At 61.3% G+C, this 15,547-nt stretch carries 16 protein-coding genes; 9 read left to right on the forward strand and 7 right to left on the reverse strand.

Translation table 11 applies throughout. The features are described 5' to 3' along the window. Positions 1-523 precede the first annotated feature (523 nt). A complete protein-coding gene (locus tag HGSM_RS02920; protein ID WP_019147241.1) occupies positions 524-1,876 on the reverse strand; it encodes an MFS transporter in 1,353 nt (450 codons plus the stop codon). 356 nt (positions 1,877-2,232) lie between these two features. Here HGSM_RS02920 and HGSM_RS02925 point away from each other — a divergent pair, with 356 nt between their 5' ends. The 3 genes from HGSM_RS02925 to HGSM_RS02935 are packed head-to-tail and all read left to right on the forward strand — an operon-like array spanning position 2,233 to position 3,417. Next, positions 2,233-2,739 (forward strand): DUF2975 domain-containing protein, encoded by a 507-nt coding sequence (locus tag HGSM_RS02925; RefSeq protein ID WP_019147242.1) that lies wholly within the window; start codon positions 2,233-2,235, stop codon positions 2,737-2,739. Continuing rightward, positions 2,739-2,975, forward strand: a complete 237-nt coding sequence (locus HGSM_RS02930; RefSeq protein ID WP_019147243.1) for a helix-turn-helix domain-containing protein — start codon at positions 2,739-2,741, stop codon at positions 2,973-2,975. The genes HGSM_RS02925 and HGSM_RS02930 overlap by 1 nt, the downstream gene beginning before the upstream one ends. Before the next feature lie 7 nt (positions 2,976-2,982). Then, positions 2,983-3,417: an arsenate reductase ArsC gene (locus HGSM_RS02935; protein ID WP_019147244.1), complete on the forward strand. Its 435-nt coding sequence runs from the start codon at positions 2,983-2,985 to the stop codon at positions 3,415-3,417. 187 nt (positions 3,418-3,604) lie between these two features. Here the strand turns inward: HGSM_RS02935 and HGSM_RS02940 are convergent, their stop codons facing one another. Continuing rightward, the gene (locus HGSM_RS02940; RefSeq protein WP_019147245.1) at positions 3,605-4,354 is read right to left on the reverse strand and encodes an SDR family NAD(P)-dependent oxidoreductase; all 750 of its coding nucleotides are present in this window, start codon (positions 4,352-4,354) and stop codon (positions 3,605-3,607) included. A gap of 131 nt (positions 4,355-4,485) precedes the next feature. Further along, positions 4,486-5,859, reverse strand: coding sequence for an MFS transporter (locus HGSM_RS02945; protein WP_019147246.1), 1,374 nt, complete (start codon positions 5,857-5,859; stop codon positions 4,486-4,488). Between the two features lie 683 nt (positions 5,860-6,542). Between HGSM_RS02945 and wecB the strand changes: the two genes are divergently transcribed. Further along, positions 6,543-7,877 carry a non-hydrolyzing UDP-N-acetylglucosamine 2-epimerase gene (gene wecB, locus HGSM_RS02950; protein ID WP_019147247.1) on the forward strand — a complete coding sequence of 445 codons (1,335 nt, stop codon included), beginning with the start codon at positions 6,543-6,545 and terminating at the stop codon, positions 7,875-7,877. After that, positions 7,870-9,414 carry a glycosyltransferase gene (locus HGSM_RS02955; RefSeq protein ID WP_019147248.1) on the forward strand — a complete coding sequence of 515 codons (1,545 nt, stop codon included), beginning with the start codon at positions 7,870-7,872 and terminating at the stop codon, positions 9,412-9,414. Before wecB ends, HGSM_RS02955 begins: the two co-directional genes overlap by 8 nt. 75 nt (positions 9,415-9,489) lie before the next feature. Here the strand turns inward: HGSM_RS02955 and HGSM_RS02960 are convergent, their stop codons facing one another. Further along, positions 9,490-10,566: a GGDEF domain-containing protein gene (locus HGSM_RS02960; RefSeq protein ID WP_195891325.1), complete on the reverse strand. Its 1,077-nt coding sequence runs from the start codon at positions 10,564-10,566 to the stop codon at positions 9,490-9,492. 73 nt (positions 10,567-10,639) lie between these two features. Between HGSM_RS02960 and HGSM_RS02965 the strand changes: the two genes are divergently transcribed. The 3 genes from HGSM_RS02965 to HGSM_RS14570 all read left to right on the forward strand — a co-directional run bounded on the left by HGSM_RS02965 (position 10,640) and on the right by HGSM_RS14570 (position 12,970). After that, positions 10,640-11,365 (forward strand): EAL domain-containing protein, encoded by a 726-nt coding sequence (locus HGSM_RS02965; RefSeq protein ID WP_195891326.1) that lies wholly within the window; start codon positions 10,640-10,642, stop codon positions 11,363-11,365. Positions 11,366-11,885: 520 nt separating this feature from the next. Then, on the forward strand, positions 11,886-12,377 hold the full coding sequence (locus HGSM_RS02970; RefSeq protein WP_195891327.1) for a M15 family metallopeptidase: 492 nt from the start codon (positions 11,886-11,888) through the stop codon (positions 12,375-12,377). A gap of 356 nt (positions 12,378-12,733) precedes the next feature. Then, positions 12,734-12,970 (forward strand): hypothetical protein, encoded by a 237-nt coding sequence (locus tag HGSM_RS14570; protein WP_019147252.1) that lies wholly within the window; start codon positions 12,734-12,736, stop codon positions 12,968-12,970. A 186-nt stretch (positions 12,971-13,156) separates the two neighbouring features. Here the strand turns inward: HGSM_RS14570 and HGSM_RS02980 are convergent, their stop codons facing one another. From HGSM_RS02980 to HGSM_RS14320, 3 genes are all read right to left on the reverse strand, one after another. After that, positions 13,157-13,534, reverse strand: a complete 378-nt coding sequence (locus HGSM_RS02980) for a hypothetical protein (protein ID WP_019147253.1) — start codon at positions 13,532-13,534, stop codon at positions 13,157-13,159. 24 nt (positions 13,535-13,558) lie between these two features. Continuing rightward, a complete protein-coding gene (locus HGSM_RS13560) occupies positions 13,559-14,359 on the reverse strand; it encodes a hypothetical protein (RefSeq protein ID WP_019147254.1) in 801 nt (266 codons plus the stop codon). Between the two features lie 256 nt (positions 14,360-14,615). Further along, positions 14,616-14,918, reverse strand: a complete 303-nt coding sequence (locus tag HGSM_RS14320) for a hypothetical protein (RefSeq protein ID WP_154646222.1) — start codon at positions 14,916-14,918, stop codon at positions 14,616-14,618. Between the two features lie 324 nt (positions 14,919-15,242). Here HGSM_RS14320 and HGSM_RS02990 point away from each other — a divergent pair, with 324 nt between their 5' ends. Further along, positions 15,243-15,542, forward strand: coding sequence for a helix-turn-helix domain-containing protein (locus tag HGSM_RS02990; RefSeq protein WP_154646223.1), 300 nt, complete (start codon positions 15,243-15,245; stop codon positions 15,540-15,542). Positions 15,543-15,547 lie beyond the last annotated feature (5 nt).

Below are 15,547 nucleotides of genomic sequence, written 5' to 3' on the forward strand. Positions count from 1 at the left end.
CGGCGCACGGGTGAGAGTGGGATGAGGACCCTGACGGGTCCCAGACATAGATTCGCGACGCTTTTGGCTGATTGTCAGCCAAAATCGTCGTGAATCAGGTGGTGCGCTGGGAGCCGGCGCAAGCCGGCCCACCCCACACTGCCTTGGAAGCCCCCCACTGCCTTGGATGCCACCCCACACTGCCGAGATTGCAGCTGGGGGTCCGAGATTGCCCGGCGGCCGGGCAATCTCGGACCCCCAAGTGCAATCTCGCGGGGCAAGGCTCGTCGAGGTGGGGGGCGGGGGAAAACGGGGGACGGCGAGGGTGCGGGCGGTCGGGGATCGAGAGGCCGGAAGAGAGCGCGAAAAGGGCGATGGTCCGTCACGGTCAGTGACGGGCCATCGCCCTTGGCGTGCGGGCTCAGGGTTTACCTAGACCGAACGCGGTTGAAACGAGGAGCCGGAACTCCGGGCATTCCCAGTGCCCCGGATTCCCCGGCGCCCCCGAGCTCCCGAGCTCCCGAGAGCACCAGAACCTAGGGAATCAGGCGTTTTCGGTGATCCACAGGCCCTTGGCCACCATCTTCTTCTGGCTCTGGAAGGCCACGAATACACAGATGATGTTGATGACGAGCATTCCCACAATCGTCCACAGGACGGGAATGTAAGAGCCAGTCTTGTCGTACACGAAGCCGTAAACAGGTAGCGCAACGATCGAGGCGATACCCAGACCGAGCGAAGCGTTCGAGTAGACGAGAGCGTAGTCGCGCTTGCCGAACAGGCTCGACACGAGTGCCGGCGCGAGGATACCGATCGATGCGGAGACCACACCGAACACAGCAACAGCGCCCGTGATGATCACGGTGTTCGTGCCCGCGAAGATGATGGCGAGAACAGCAAGAAGCGCGAGAGCCATGGTCAGGATCGCGGTGATCTTCGTGCTCAGAACGTCCACGAGGTAACCCAACACGAGGGACGCCACAAGGATTCCGACCATGTAGACAGACATGACGGTTCCGGCGAACTTGGTGTCGTAGCCGAGGCTCGCGAGGTGCTTAGGGATGTGCATGGAGAAGCTCGAAATCGAGGTCACCAGGAAGAAGAACGCAAGGACCAGGTAGAACGGAAGCGACTTGCGTGCCACAGCGATCTCGATGCCAGGCTCGCGGGCTGGAGCGCCAGCTGCCCCAGCTGCACCCGCAGCGCCAGCAGCACCGGCTGCGTTTCCGGCGGAGGCGGCTGCGGCCGGAGCTGCAACCTCGTCGACGCCGAGTGGAAGGACACCGTGTGCTGCAGGGGATGCCTTCAGAAGAACGAGAGCGATCGGGATGACGATCGCGATGGAAGCGAGGCCCACAGCGATGTAGGCAGTGCGCCAGCCTGGACCAGCAATGATCGAGGCGACGATTGGCTGAGAGAGCGCGCCGAGGAGGCCTCCAGCGGCCGAGAGGATTCCGAGCGCAAGACCCGTGCGCTTACGGAACCACGTGTTGATCAGGACTGGGCCAACGATGACCGAGAGGAGGGTTCCACCAACAGCGAGTGGAACGGCAAGGAGGTACCAGCCCCACACCGAGCTCATCAGGCCGAATGCTGCGTACGATCCGCCGAGGAAGATGATGGAGAAGATTACGATCTGCCGTGGGTCGTACTTGGCCATGAGCTTGCCGCCGATGGGCAGGAAGATCAGGGTGACGATCGCAGATACGGAGAAGTAAAGGGTCATGGTGCCCATGCCGATGCCGAGCTCGGCGGTCACGGGTGGCAGGTAGAGTCCCGCCGTGTTCATCAGGGTGCCCTTTGCGATACCCACGATGATCGAAACAGCCAGAAGGATCCACCATGCGTAGTGGACCTTGCCCTTGGACCTTGTTGGTCGGGCGTCGATGTCAGTCACTTGCTCGTTCCTTTGTTGTCGAATTGCAGTAACAAGGTCCCATTCAACCAGTTATTTTACTGGTCAAATAATCAAGATCGCGTCGCGAAAGTCCTGGTTAGGCGACTTGTGGATACTGTCCTGCGGAAATGAATGTAGGATACGCGGTTACACATTCGAGAGTGACTGAACGCACTCGGGTGGCCCACAGCCGGGTGGGTTGGGGCTGGTCGGCAGGTTGTGCCGGACGGGTCGGGCGGGGCGGGCAGAGCAGGCGGCACCCGCTTGCGCGACCTATCGAACAGCGATAGATTACTACCGCTAAACAGCGCGATCACGCTTTTGATCACGCATTGCTCTCCCCTTCGAGGCCCACAATGAAATCCCACGTCATCACAGCCCTGCGGGTCGTCATCGCCCTCGCGCTCCTCGGCTCCGTGTTCGTTCAAACAGTCATGCTCACTCTCGCGTGGCGCGACATCGACGACATCCCACTTGCCATCCGCATCCCCGTGATCGCCATCTTCTTCCTAGAGATCGTGGCACTCCAGGTCATCGCGGTATGCATCTGGAAGCTGCTGGGCTTGGTCCGCAAGGGCACCGTGTTTTCCTCGTCCGCGTTCAAGTACGTGGACATGGTTATCGGTGCGATCTTCGCGATCTCGGCGCTCATAGTGGGGCATGGCATCGCCTTTGCGCGCCTAAACCACTTGGTGCCCGGCGATGAGGTGGCGCCCGGAATGATCGCCCTGATCGGCGGATTCGCGTTAGTGGTTGCCGGGGTCGCGCTGGTAGTTTTGGTGATGCGCGCACTTCTCGCGCAAGCCGTGCGCAGGGATGCGGAAGCTACGGCCTACAAATCCGAACTCGACGAGGTGATCTGATGCCGATCGTTGTAGACATCGACGTCCTCATGGCCAAGCGCAAGATGTCCGTGGCCACCCTCGCCGACCGCGTGGGCATCACCCCGGCCAACCTCGCAGTGCTCAAGAACGGCCGCGCCAAGGCGGTCCGATTCACCACGCTTGAGGCGCTGTGCGATGCACTCGAGTGCCAGCCGGGCGAGATCCTGCGTTGGGAACCCGACACCGCCGCCCCCACAACGAACCTCCCAGACTAGGACACCCATGGAACCGCAGACCCCGCCGACCCCACACAAGCCCTCCGTCCTCTTCGTGTGCGTCCACAATGCCGGCCGCTCCCAGATGGCCGCCGGCTTCCTGCGCACCCTGGGCGCCGGAAACGTGGAGGTCCGCTCCGCAGGCTCCGCGCCCGCCGACGCCATTAACCCCGTAGCCACAGCCGCCATGGCCGAGCTGGGCATCGACATCTCCGCCGAACAGCCCAAAATCCTCACACCCGAGACCGTCGAGATATCGGACGTGGTCATCACCATGGGCTGCGGCGACGTCTGCCCGTTCTACCCCGGCACGCGCTACGAGGACTGGAAACTCGACGATCCCGCAGGTCAGGGCATCGAATCCGTCCGCCCCATCCGCAACGAAATCCGCGAGCGCGTCCTCGCCCTCCTCGATTCCCTCGGCGTCGAGCCAGCGCTCTAGTCCCGTCCCGGCGTCCCGCCGAAAACCGGACACAGATTAACGACGATTTTGGCTGGGTCGTGACCACGATCGTCGAGAATCAGGGGATTGCGCTGGGAGTCGGCGCGCGGAACGCGCACTGCGGCCACGCATAACACGTAGGGCCCCGGTCGATGACCGGGGCCCTACGTGCGCGACCTGCTGGGAGTTAGCGGAGCATGATCGATCCGCCGTCGACCATGATGGTCTGGCCGGTGATGTAGTCCGAGTCCTCCGACGCGAGGAACACGGCCACGCGGCCGATGTCCGATTCGGGATCGCCGAGCGTGCGGAGCGGGATGCCATTGACCATCTGCTCGTACTGCTCCGGGCGGGCCTTGGACCAGGCGACGACACCCTCAGTGAGCGCAATCGGGGAGATGAGGTTGACGTTGATGCCGTCGGCGCCCCACTCGTTGGCGGCTACGCGGGAGATCGCACGGATCGCTTCCTTGGCGGCGGCGTATGAGGTCTGGTTGGCCTTACCGGTCAGGCCGGAACCGGACGCAAAGTTGATGACCTTCCCTTTGTTCGCCTTGAGCTGCGGATATGCGGCCTGCATGAAGTGGAACGTTGGGTAGAAGCCCGTGTTGAAGGACAGGTCCATGATCTCCTGCGTCTGCTCCATGAACGGAACTTGGCGGGAGGCGTGGGCGTTGTTGACCAAGATGTCGAGGTGGCCAAAGTGCTCAACCGTCTGGGCCACGATCGCCTTGACATTGTCCTGGTTGGAAATGTCCTTGTTGATGAAGATGGCCTCCGTGAACTCGGAGACGTCGGCGAGGGTCTTGGCGCCAGCTTCCTCGTTAATGTCAACGATGGCTAGCTTTGCACCCTCCTTTGCCATGGCGAGCGAGATTCCGCGACCAATGCCGCCTGCGCCACCCGTGATGATGGCTACCTTGTTTTCGAGTTTCATGGGGGAACCCTTGCGTCGTTGCTGGGAGTGGTTGGAGAGATGGGGTGGGGTGGGGCTGACGGCCCACCAACCTCGGGGTAAAGGTTGGGCCCAGCGGCAGGATGATTGCCTCTGGGCCCAAGTTGGGAAGCTTACGCGTCTACGGTTGCTGCCTCGGCAGCTTCACCGCTTTCCGCTCCGCCTTCCGTGCCGCCTTCCGTAATCCACAGGCCGTTCGCAACCATCTTCTTCTGGTTCTTGAAGGCGAACAGGACGCAGACGATGTTGAGCGCGAGCATTGCCACGAGCGCCCAGAGCACTGGGGTGTACGAGCCGGTGATGTCGTAGATGAATCCGTAGGCGGGAAGCGCCACGATCGAGGAGATACCCAAACCGAGTGAGGCGTTCGAGTACACGAGTGCGTAGTCGCGCTTACCAAACAGTGCGGACACGAGAGCTGGACCAATGATGGTGATGGAGGCTCCGACGACTGCGAACATCGCGACCGCCACCTTGATGATCAGGGTGTTTGCTCCGCCGAACAGGATCATGAAGATCGCAACAATTGCTACGGCCATGGTGAGGATTGCCGTCATCTTTACGCCCAGCGCGTCCACCAGGTAACCCAGCAGGAGGGAAGCAACCAGCACACCGATCATGTAGAGGCTCATGACACTTCCGGCAAACACGGTGTCAAAGCCAAGGTTGGCCACGTGCTTAGGGATGTGCATGGAAAAGCTCGAGATCGAGGTGATCAGGAAGAAGAAGGAGAGGATCAGGTAGAACGGAACCGACTTGCGAGCAACGCCAATCTCGATGCCGTCCTCACGCTTTGGCGCAACAGTTTCGGCCGCCGCCGCTGCTGGGGCATCTGCCGCGTCCGCAGCCTGCTCAATCTCGTCGGAGCCGAATGGCTGCGTGCCGATCGCCTGTGGCGATCGCTTGAGCAGGACCAGCGCGATGGGGATGACGATTGCGATGCAGGCAAGACCAACGGTGATGTATGCGGTGCGCCAACCGGAGCCCGCGATGATGTTTGCCACGACGGGCTGCGCGATCGCGCCCATCAGACCACCCGTTGCGGTGAGAACACCCAGCGCGAGGCCGTTGCGCTTACGGAACCACGTGTTGATGAGGACCGGGCCCACAATCACGCCGAGCAGCGTTCCACCCATTGCCAGCGGAATCGCCAGGAGGTACCAACCCCAGACCGAGCTCATCAGGCCGAACAGGGCGAACGAGCCACCCTGGAAAATGATCGAGGCAATGATGATCTGCCGCGGGTCGTACTTTGCCATGAGCTTTCCGCCGAGCGGCAGGAAGACCAGGGTGACGATCGCCGAGACGGAGAAGTACAGCATCAGGGTTCCCATACCCACACCGAGTTCCTCGGTAACGGGTGGCAGGAAGAGCCCCGCCGTGTTCATGAGAACTCCCTTGCCGCAACCAACAATGATGCTGATTGCTAGGAGGATCCACCAGGCATAGTGGATTTTGCTCTTGTTACGCGTGGCTGAAGTTGTCACGTGATTTTCCTGTTTCTTGAAAGGGAATTCCGGGGACACCTTTCGGCCAATTGTGGGCGCTAAAAACAGGTCAAATTACGTGGTTGCCTGCGAGTGTGTCCTAGAAGTCTCCGTTGGCTGTACCTCACCTTAACCAACGTCACAGTAGTGTCTCTGGGACTTTAGTGCCCTGTGGTCAGACCACAATTCTTGATTATGAATCTTGGTAATTAAGTTTTATTTCTTGGCGTCATATCCGGTGCGCGTTTCGCCGAAATCCCCGGTGCGTTCCGGCGCGCTTCGGCGCGCTTGCGCGCCGTCCCAGCGCGACCACCCTGATTCCCGACGATCTTGGCTGGTACCCAGCTCAATCGTCGTGAATCGGTGGAGACTTGGGAGTGGGACGGCGCAGGGAGGGAGGTGTGCGGGAGCAGGACGTGTGGAAGCGGGGAGGGACGAGTCGGTGCGGGCGCGGGAGCGGTGCGGCTCTACGGTTTCGAGCGCCGCAGGGCCTTTCTGCGCGGATTCGGGGAGGTGCAAGGTAATAATGGAAACACGCGTTTCACAGGGAAGACATCGCCGTGTGAAAGCGCACAAACCGCGCGTTTATCCCACAACCAGGGCACGCACGAGCAGAACCGTCGGCCGCGCAGGGGTGCGCGCCGGGCGTACAACCCAACACTTGGTATCGGAGACCGCCACTCATGATTCCCTACGCAGACCGCACTCGTGTGCTCGTTGTCTTTGGCACACGCCCGGAGGCTATCAAGATGATTCCGGTCATCCGCGCGCTTCAGGATTCCGGCAAATTTAGGCCCGTCGTGGTCAGCACTGGCCAGCACACAGACATGGTCGAGGACCTGATCACCGCCTCGGGGCTGCGCCTAGACGTGAACCTGCGCGCATCGGCGCCTATGGGTGACCGCCGGCCGACCCTAAACGAGGTCGTGGCCCGCATCATTACGGGCGTGGACCGGGTGTGGTCGTCCGAGGAACTCCCCTCCGAGTACCAGGACGAGGGCCGCCGCTCGGTTCACGGCGCCAAGGTGTGCCTGGTCCACGGCGACACGAGCTCCGCGCTCGCCGCAGCACTCGCCGCGTTCAACCTGCAGATCCCCGTGGTCCACGTGGAAGCCGGCCTGCGTACGTCGAATCTGCTCTCCCCGTTCCCTGAGGAAGGAAACCGCCAGCTGATCTCGCGCATCGCCGCGCTGCACCTGGCCCCCACCACCTCAAACAAGATGAACCTGGTACGCGAGGGCGTGGACTACGACCGCGTGCTCGTCACGGGCAACACGTCGATCGACATGCTCCAGTGGGCAACCGAGCAGCAGGGTGGGTTTGGCCCTGGGCTCGAGGAGCTGGAGGCGAAGTTCCTCGCTACCGCCGGCTCAGAGAATGCCTCTTCGGAACTCCCCACACCTCCGCGCCTCGTCCTCGTCACCGCGCACCGCCGTGAGAACTGGGGCACGGGCCTCGCCAACATTGCCGCCGCCATCAAGCAGCTCGCATCCGAGTACCCGGACACGCAGTTTGTGGTGCCGATGCACCCGAACCCTCTGGCCCGCGAGCCCATGCTCGCTGCGCTCAGCAACGAGCCCAACGCCCACCTAGTGGGCCCTCGCGACTACCTCGCCTTCGCGCGCCTCATGGCCGCTGCCACGATCATCATCACCGACTCGGGTGGCGTCCAGGAGGAGGCCCCCGCGCTTGGCACACCTGTTTTGGTGGCCCGCGACACCACCGAACGCCAAGAGGGCGTTGAGGCCGGCACCCTCCTCATGGTGGGCACCGACCCAGCGCGGATCGTGTCGGAGGCGTCCCGCCTCCTCGACGATGACGCCGAATATTCACGACGATCGGGTCGCGTCAACCCGTATGGTGACGGTCGCGCGTCGGAGCGTATCGTCGCCGCGCTTGAGCACATCTTCCTTGAGGGCAAGCCTGCGGAAGACTTCCAAACTGGAGGCATGCGGTCCGCCGTATTGCGCAGGCTTGGGCTCGATTCGCTCGAGGACGCGGAGCCGGCGCGTGTCTAGCTCAGCCCTCCCCACCTGGGTCCACGAGGCCGCCAACTTCCTGGCCAACCTGTATGCGGGCCTGCCCTGGTGGTCGATTCCGATCTTTTGGATCGCGTTCTTTGCCATCGCAATCAGCCTGTTTTCGTTGGTCGTGCTGCTTGCCAAGGCTCAGCGCCAGTTCGCCCGGGCCCGCAGGCTAGCCAAGACCAACCACGATCCCGCGGAGCACGAGAGCGACTATCTGTGGGTATTCATGGTGCCGGCGCTCAACGAGTCTGCGGTTATCGCGGACTCCGTGGAACGCCTGTCCCAGGTGGAGGTCACGCACTCCCGGATCCTCGTGATCAACGATGGCTCCGACGATGACACCGGCACGATCCTCGCGGGGCTCGCCCAGGACATCGACCGCCTCACGGTCCTGACCCGCACCGCCCCGAACGCGCGCCAGGGAAAGTCCGAGGCGCTCAACGACGCCTGGCGCTTTGTCCACTCCCAGGTGCTCGGCCACGGGGCATACCAGGGGTGGGACCCTGCCAAGGTCATTGTCACCATCGTGGACGCCGACGGCCGACTCGACCCCACAGCCGGCCGCATCGCCCGGCACTTCGTGGACGAGAAGGTTGGTGGCGTGCAGTCGCAGGTGCGGATCTACAACCGCACATCACTGCTCACTCTGGCGCAGGACATCGAGTTCGGCGTATTCGGAACAGTGTTCCAGCTGGGCAGGGCCGGCTGGGGCACCGCCAACATGGGCGGAAACGGCCAGTTCAACCGCCTCACTGCGCTTGACTCCGTGGCCGTTGAGGACGACCACGGCCGGGTTGGCCCGTGGAAGTCTGGCCGCCTCACCGAGGACCAGGACATCGGCCTGCGCCTTATCCACAACGGCTGGAAGGGCGAGCAATCCACAGAGGTGTCGATCAACCAGCAGGGCCTCAACTCCCTGCGAGCCCTGTTTAGGCAGCGTACTCGCTGGTCACAGGGCACCTGGCAGGTCTTCGACCACATCATCCCGTCCATGCGGAACCCACACATCAACTTCCGCGCCAAGCTCGACGAGTTCTGGTACCTGCTCACCCCACTCATCCAGGCGTGGCTGGGCCTGACGCTTGTGCTCTCGTTGGTGTTCCTCGCCATCGGCGTGGTCGAGCCCCACTGGTCGCTCTGGCTGATCCTGGTCCTGTACCTGTTGGCCGCGATGCCGAGCATCCTGGGCGTCATGTTCACGCGCCGCCAGCGCGGCTTCGTGGGCTTCCTTGTGAACATCGTGTTCGCCCACGTTTACCTTGTGTACTCGTGGATCATTTACCCGGTTGTGTATCGGGCGCTACTGCGCCAACTCGTTGGCGCCCGCAGCTGGGCTAAGACCGCCCGGGAGAAGATTAACGACGATTCTGCCGCCTCATCCCCGGCAGTTCCGCCCGCGCTTCCGCCAGTTGCGTCAGCGCCTACTGCTGCGGAACAGTTCAACACGTACCAGGGCGCTCACGCGGCCCCCAGGGTTGGGGAAACCATCGAACGGCGCGAGGCTGTGGACCAACCAGACGGGTCCTGATAGCTGGGGCACGATCGTCGAAGATCAGTGTGAAACGAGGCGAAAGCCGAGTAAGAATCCCTCACACGAGGGCCGTCAGGCCCGGCGCTTGTCCGCGTACATGTCCTTGTCGGCGCGGAGCACCATGGACTCGGGGGTGTCGTTGTCGATTGCCTGCGTGACGCCGCGTGACCACGGGTGATGCGCGTTGGAGCGCAGGCGCGTGAGCATCGTGCGGGCGGCGTTTTCGCTGGTGTGAGGCAGGAGGAGGACAAACTCGTCGCCGCCGATGCGGTAGATCGAGTCGGTCTCGCGGATCGAGTTGCGGATCTCGGAGACCACGTTTGCGAGGACTTGGTCGCCGGCGTCGTGGCCCTTGGTGTCGTTCACGCACTTGAAGTCGTCGAGGTCGATGAGCGCCAGGGAAAGCTCGTAGCCGTGGCGCTTGGCCCGATCCAACTCTTTAAGAGCGCGAGGCGAGAACCCCTCGCGCGAGATCGCGCCGGTCAACTGATCCACTTGCTGATCTGCCCGAACTCGACCCCGCCACAGGAACCCAAGCTCCATGCAGAGCACCATGAAGAGGGTCACGCGGATGACCTCATGCATGGAACCAGACACGCCCAGATAGCGGCCGTCGCTCGCGAGGGAGACGCCGAGGACGAGCACTAGGTATGCGGTGAGCGAGAGCCGCGCCGTCTGCTTGGGGTAGAACCACGCCAGGTACATTGCCATGAGTGGCATCTCTTGCAGGATCGCGGTCGCCTCGATGAGCGCCGGGGCGGTGGACAAGACGTAGGTTGCAACGACCGCGTGGGCCGCAACTCCCGCCATACCGAACCACCGGGGAAGCGCCTGTCCGCGGTGCAGGGCAAACCACGCGGAACCAATACACACCACGATTGCCATTGCGATGGCGGGGCGAGAAAGTGCGGTACGGCCCTCATCGAAGAACTGCAGCAAAAGAGAAATCGCAAAGAGACCCGCAAATAGTGCGGTAACCGCCGAATACGACGATCCTTTATCAAAGAGCGATTGATAAGAACGAGAGATAACGCGAGTCAGCCGTTGATAACGCGCGAGAATTCCGGCAAACAGTTCTAAACCCTCCGTATGGACGTCGGAGCTGGTGAGCGAGACAATAGATCGTTCGGCGGACTCGTAGTGCGCCACCTCCATCAAACTATCAGGAGACCCCCTCCATGCAGGTAAGGTTGCATGTCAGGGGGTGATTTCAGTGATGACTATGACTGAATCAAGAGTGACAACTAACGGGCTCACCGCCTATTTCCAGCCAATTCTGGATCTGGAAAAGTGGCAGGTGAGCGGCGTTGAAGCATTGGCGCGCCATGAGGATGGCAGTTCAGCCTTCCCATTCTTGGTACAGGCCAAGCGCGAGGGACGCTACGACGAAGTCGAGATTCCACTGCTGGACATCGCGATGAAAGAGGCCCGTGGGCTTCCGACCGCGCTTTTCTGCACACTCAACATTTCGGCGCAGGGCGTTCTGAATCCACGTTTGAAAAAGCTCGTTGAGGGACGTTCAGAACGAACCTGGGGATTGGAAATCCTGGAAGATTCCGCGCGTCTGAACGAGTATGACCAGTTCATGGCTCGGATTGCGGAGCTGGGCTGCATGCTGCTGATAGACGATGCCGGCGAGGGAAACTCCGACGAACTACGCATCCGCTACCTGCGCCCCACCATTGTGAAACTCGACCGGCTCCTCCTCATGCGCGCCATGAACGTACCGACCGAACGCGCACGGCTCGAAAGCCTGATCGTTGAGGGCCGCGCACACGGCGCAAAGCTGCTCGCCGAGGGCGTTGAAACCGCCGAGCAGCTCGAGTTTGCCCGCGAACTCGGCTGCGAGTACGCGCAGGGCTACTACTTCAGCGAGGCAGTATCCGCGCAACGGATCCCTCAGGTCATCGCGGAGCTCGAGCAGAGGCTCTGGATCGACGCCAACTAGGTAGGCGAGCTTCGGGTTGGGGCGCTCATCCCACCCGGAGGTGCTCTCGGCTCCCTCTCTTTCCCCACCCTTCCCCCGACCTTCCCCACCCTTCCCCCGACTTTCCCCTCCTTTCCCCCGGCTTTCCCCGGCTTTCCCCACTTCCGCGCGAGATCTATCGCGGGGGTTCGAGATCTATCGGCGGGCGGTAGATCTCGAACCCCCACGGTAGATCTCGGCACCAGAAGATCCCCTCCACCCCACGTAACCATTTGGGCGTGCGACCGTAGTCGCACGCTCGCAGTTTTTCGTCACGAACCGCACACATCTACGGGTTCGCAGGCTGACGATTTCCGGCGAAGATCCCACCAAGATGGAAAGTATGCCGAACCACCCCCACACTCCCCCACCTGCGCCTTCCGCGCCGACTTCACGCTCGTCCGTCCCGCCTACTGTCCCGCCCAATCGGCCTGCTCCACGGCCAGCGCCAACTCCCGCGCCCAAGTCCGGAGCAGTCTCGTTGGATGCGTTCAAGGTGATCGTGATTGGGACCGTTGCCGCGCTATTCGCGGCTCTGGGGTATGTTCTGACCTCAGGCGGCGGTGTCGCAAACGATGGCGGGGCGAAGGGTGAGGGCGCGACACAGTCCGCGCCGGTCTCCCACGAGAAGTACAAGAACGGCGAACTTCCCGACTCCGTACTCACCAGCATTGGCAACGGCCATCAGCTTGCCAAGAAGCCAGCCAAGGCGTTCAAGAAACTCGCTAGAGCGCTCAAAGCTGCAGGTCACGAATACACAGTGAACTCCGCGTACCGCTCTCTCGATGAGCAAAAGAATCTGGTGGCGAAGCTCGGGACCCTCGAGGACGGCGGCCGCGCCGCCAAAGTCGGCACCTCCGAGCACGGCCTCGGCACCGCGGTGGACATGACCCTCAGCTGGGAAGCCGTCGAGTGGCTCCGCGCCAACGCCGGCAAGTACGGTTTCAAGGAAACCATCAGCGAGGAACCCTGGCACTGGGCTTACGTCAACTGATTCCCGACGATCTTGGCCCCATTCCAGCCCCACCTCGCGCCAGCCTTGGCCCGGCAAGGCCGGGGTTTGCTGAGCAGAACTGGGTGCGGATCGCAGATCGGGCTCACCGATGTGTGCTGAAGTCACCGATGTATGACCGGGAATCATACATCGGTGACTTCAGCACACATCGGTGGGGATGGCGCGCAGAGCGCGGCATACATCGGTGGGGGGTGGTGCGCAGAGCGCGCCATACATCGGTAGGGAGCAGCTGCGCCGGGCGCACCCCACCCAACGCACCAAGAAACTGACGACGATTGGGGCTGGGGCGCAGGCAGAATCGTCGAAAATCAGTGGCTGGTGGGAGGACAAACAACATGACGCACCACCACGATGACACCAGCGCAGCCGTTCCCGCCGACCACTGGGAGGCGCGGTATGCGGGCGCGGACCGGGTGCGCTCAGGGAAGGTGAACGCGACGACGGCGGCCGTGGTGGCGGAGTTGATGGCTAAGACGGAAGTTGGAGCTGATTCCGCACCGAGCGCTAAGGCGGGTTCGAGCGCCCACCGCACGGCTGTGGACCTGGGGTGCGGCGAGGGCGGCGACGGTTGAAGGATGAACCTGCCAAAGTTGTCGATCCGCGAGTTGGGGCCGCTGATTGAAGTCGAACGGCTATTTCGCTCAGGCATGACGTGGGGCCTGGTCTGGTGGGTTGAGCGGGTTGTGGGACTCAATCGTTCAAGCGCTCGGGCAGGACCGCTAAACGTTACCCGCGCGGGGCGCATCAACCAACCCAAGCTATCCGTGCTTCAAAGCGTCCCAAAGTCGATCGCGCTCGAAACCCGTGAGTGGTGCGGCCTCGAACCACGCGTCCTGGTCAGATTCGGGATACCGCCCCTCGAACTTCCCAGCCCGCAGTTCCTTGACCGCATACCAAGCGGGGCCATAGTCCTCTTCCGGGAACCCGTGCGTGCCATCGAGCCAGTGCGTTTGGTACCACATCTGCTCCTGCTTGACCCAGAAGAGCGGCCGTCCGCGCATAATGTTCACGGACGTGGTCAGCCACCCTTTGACCTCACCGTCAAGCGACAGCTCCCACACGCCATCGCGAAAGATATCCAACCGCGGATCCCGCGGCCAGTCAGTCTGGTCAAACCACCTATCAAGCAGTCCCATAGGGCCTTTCTACCAGTGCGGTCGTTACTTTGCGTACTTGATGAACACTTCTCCATAGCCTGGCCCACCGGTATCAGGATCAATGTAGTAGATCATGCTCACACCAATCTTGGTGTAGCTCTTCTTTATTAGCTTTTCACTGAAGGAGACCATCAGGGCGTCCAAGTATGCTTGCTTGGCCGCTGATCTTGGATAGTCAAAATAGGTTGAGAACTGGTCGTGAACATTTGCCTTCACAAAGCTCGTGCTCCACTTGAGGTCGCCTGTATACATTCTTGCAACCTTGTAAGTTGCTGCATCTACAGTTGCGTCCTTCTTTAAAGGCCGAAGACCTTCTTCGGCGCGAGTATCGTTCAGGTTCGCAATCAGTTCTCGCTCATACTCATCCAGCCACATCCACGTCTTCGTGCGTGTGACAACTTTGAGAGTCTGAACCAGTCTCTTCTTCTTGGTTGCACTCCACGAGGCACCAGACTTCACTTTGTATGTGACGGCGGTCGTGACGTTGTACGTTCCGGCCTTCAGCTTCACAGACGTCTTGGTCTTTGCAGTCGTCTGCTTTCCCTTCTTGACCGTGACCGTCTTCGCCACCAGTTTGACGTCTCCCTTTATCGAAACGTTCGGCTTGATGGTTGCAGTCTTGCCCTTCAGAACATTTTTGTTCGCGATCTTCTTGATTGTGACCGTCGGCGCCACTTTGGCGGTTTGCACGACTGCGGCCGCAGTCTGCGCTTGGACAGGTACTGCATGTGCCGTAGGAGCAACTAGTACTAGCGCCGTGAAGCTTGCGACCACGAAGGCGGAGAACTTTCTGAGATTAGGCATGAGTCTGCTTTCGGTGGGGGTGTGCACGATGTCTGATCTGCTAGAGATCGTAAACCTATCGCCCGTGCCCCACAATCACCTTCAGCAACAGCCTCTGAGAATCATCCACTCTTCCCTTGTCGCAGTTCAGCGGCATACAAACCATCCGAGTGTTGTCCCCACCTGGCATTCGGAGACGAGGCGCGCGGCAAGGTGATCTCACAAGGACGAATGCAGACTAGACCGGATCGAAAACCACTCGCGGATCAACCCTTTGTTACCAACTTGGTAGCGACTTCTTCCAAGGATGTTCCGGCGGCAAACCGACACGACCGTCTTGAGCAAGTTCACGGTAGTACCGCGGCAGGAGCACAGGAACTTCCGGCTCAACAGCAAGTAAAAAATCCCACTGACCTTCATATGATTCGAAAGTTTGCAGGCGCACTCTGGAACGATCAACCGGCGCATTACGCTGTCCGATTGGTATACCGGGTTCGGTTAGCCAGTGCATGTGCTCAATCCAAGCCGCAGCGGCAACGTGGTGCTCACCGATCGTTTTGATCTGCTTAGTATCGGCCATGCTGCAAGAGTATCTAGTGCATCTGTCAGCGGATCGGTTACGGGCCTCTTGTCTCCGAGATTGCGAAACGGAGCTATAGCGTGTCGCTAGGTGGTGACCACGATCGTCGAAAATAGGCTCCATGGGCGGGGTCAGCGCAACAAAAAACCCCAGTCAGCGCGCTGACCAGGGATTTCAGTGGTGGAGCTCCTACGGACTTACTGCAATCAAGACGAGACAGTCCGCCAACTCGATGGCCTGGTGGCAGAGGCCCGAGGTCAGATCAGAGGTGCAGCGCCGCGACGCGTGCCGCGCCCTCCGCGATCGGGGCGTAAAGGGAAGCACTTGCCTACTGAAACGGAGCGGGCCATTGTGGCCGAGTACCAGGCAGGGCAGACGATGAAAGCGATCGCGACGAAGCACAGTATTCATCGCGTCACGGTCAGCGAGGTACTCGATAGGACGGGCACGCCGAAACGACCGAAGGGCATGAGCCCGAGCCAAGTCGACATGGCCGCACGCCTCTATGAGTCTGGCCTCTCGCTTGCGAGTGTCGGCGCGCAGCTCAATTTCGACGCAACAACGATCCGCACGATGCTTCTACGAAGCGGCATAGCGACGCGTGACTCACATGGACGGTACTGACCGGA

This window comes from Timonella senegalensis JC301, assembly GCF_000312125.1.
In the GTDB taxonomy this organism is placed as follows: domain Bacteria; phylum Actinomycetota; class Actinomycetes; order Actinomycetales; family Cellulomonadaceae; genus Timonella; species Timonella senegalensis.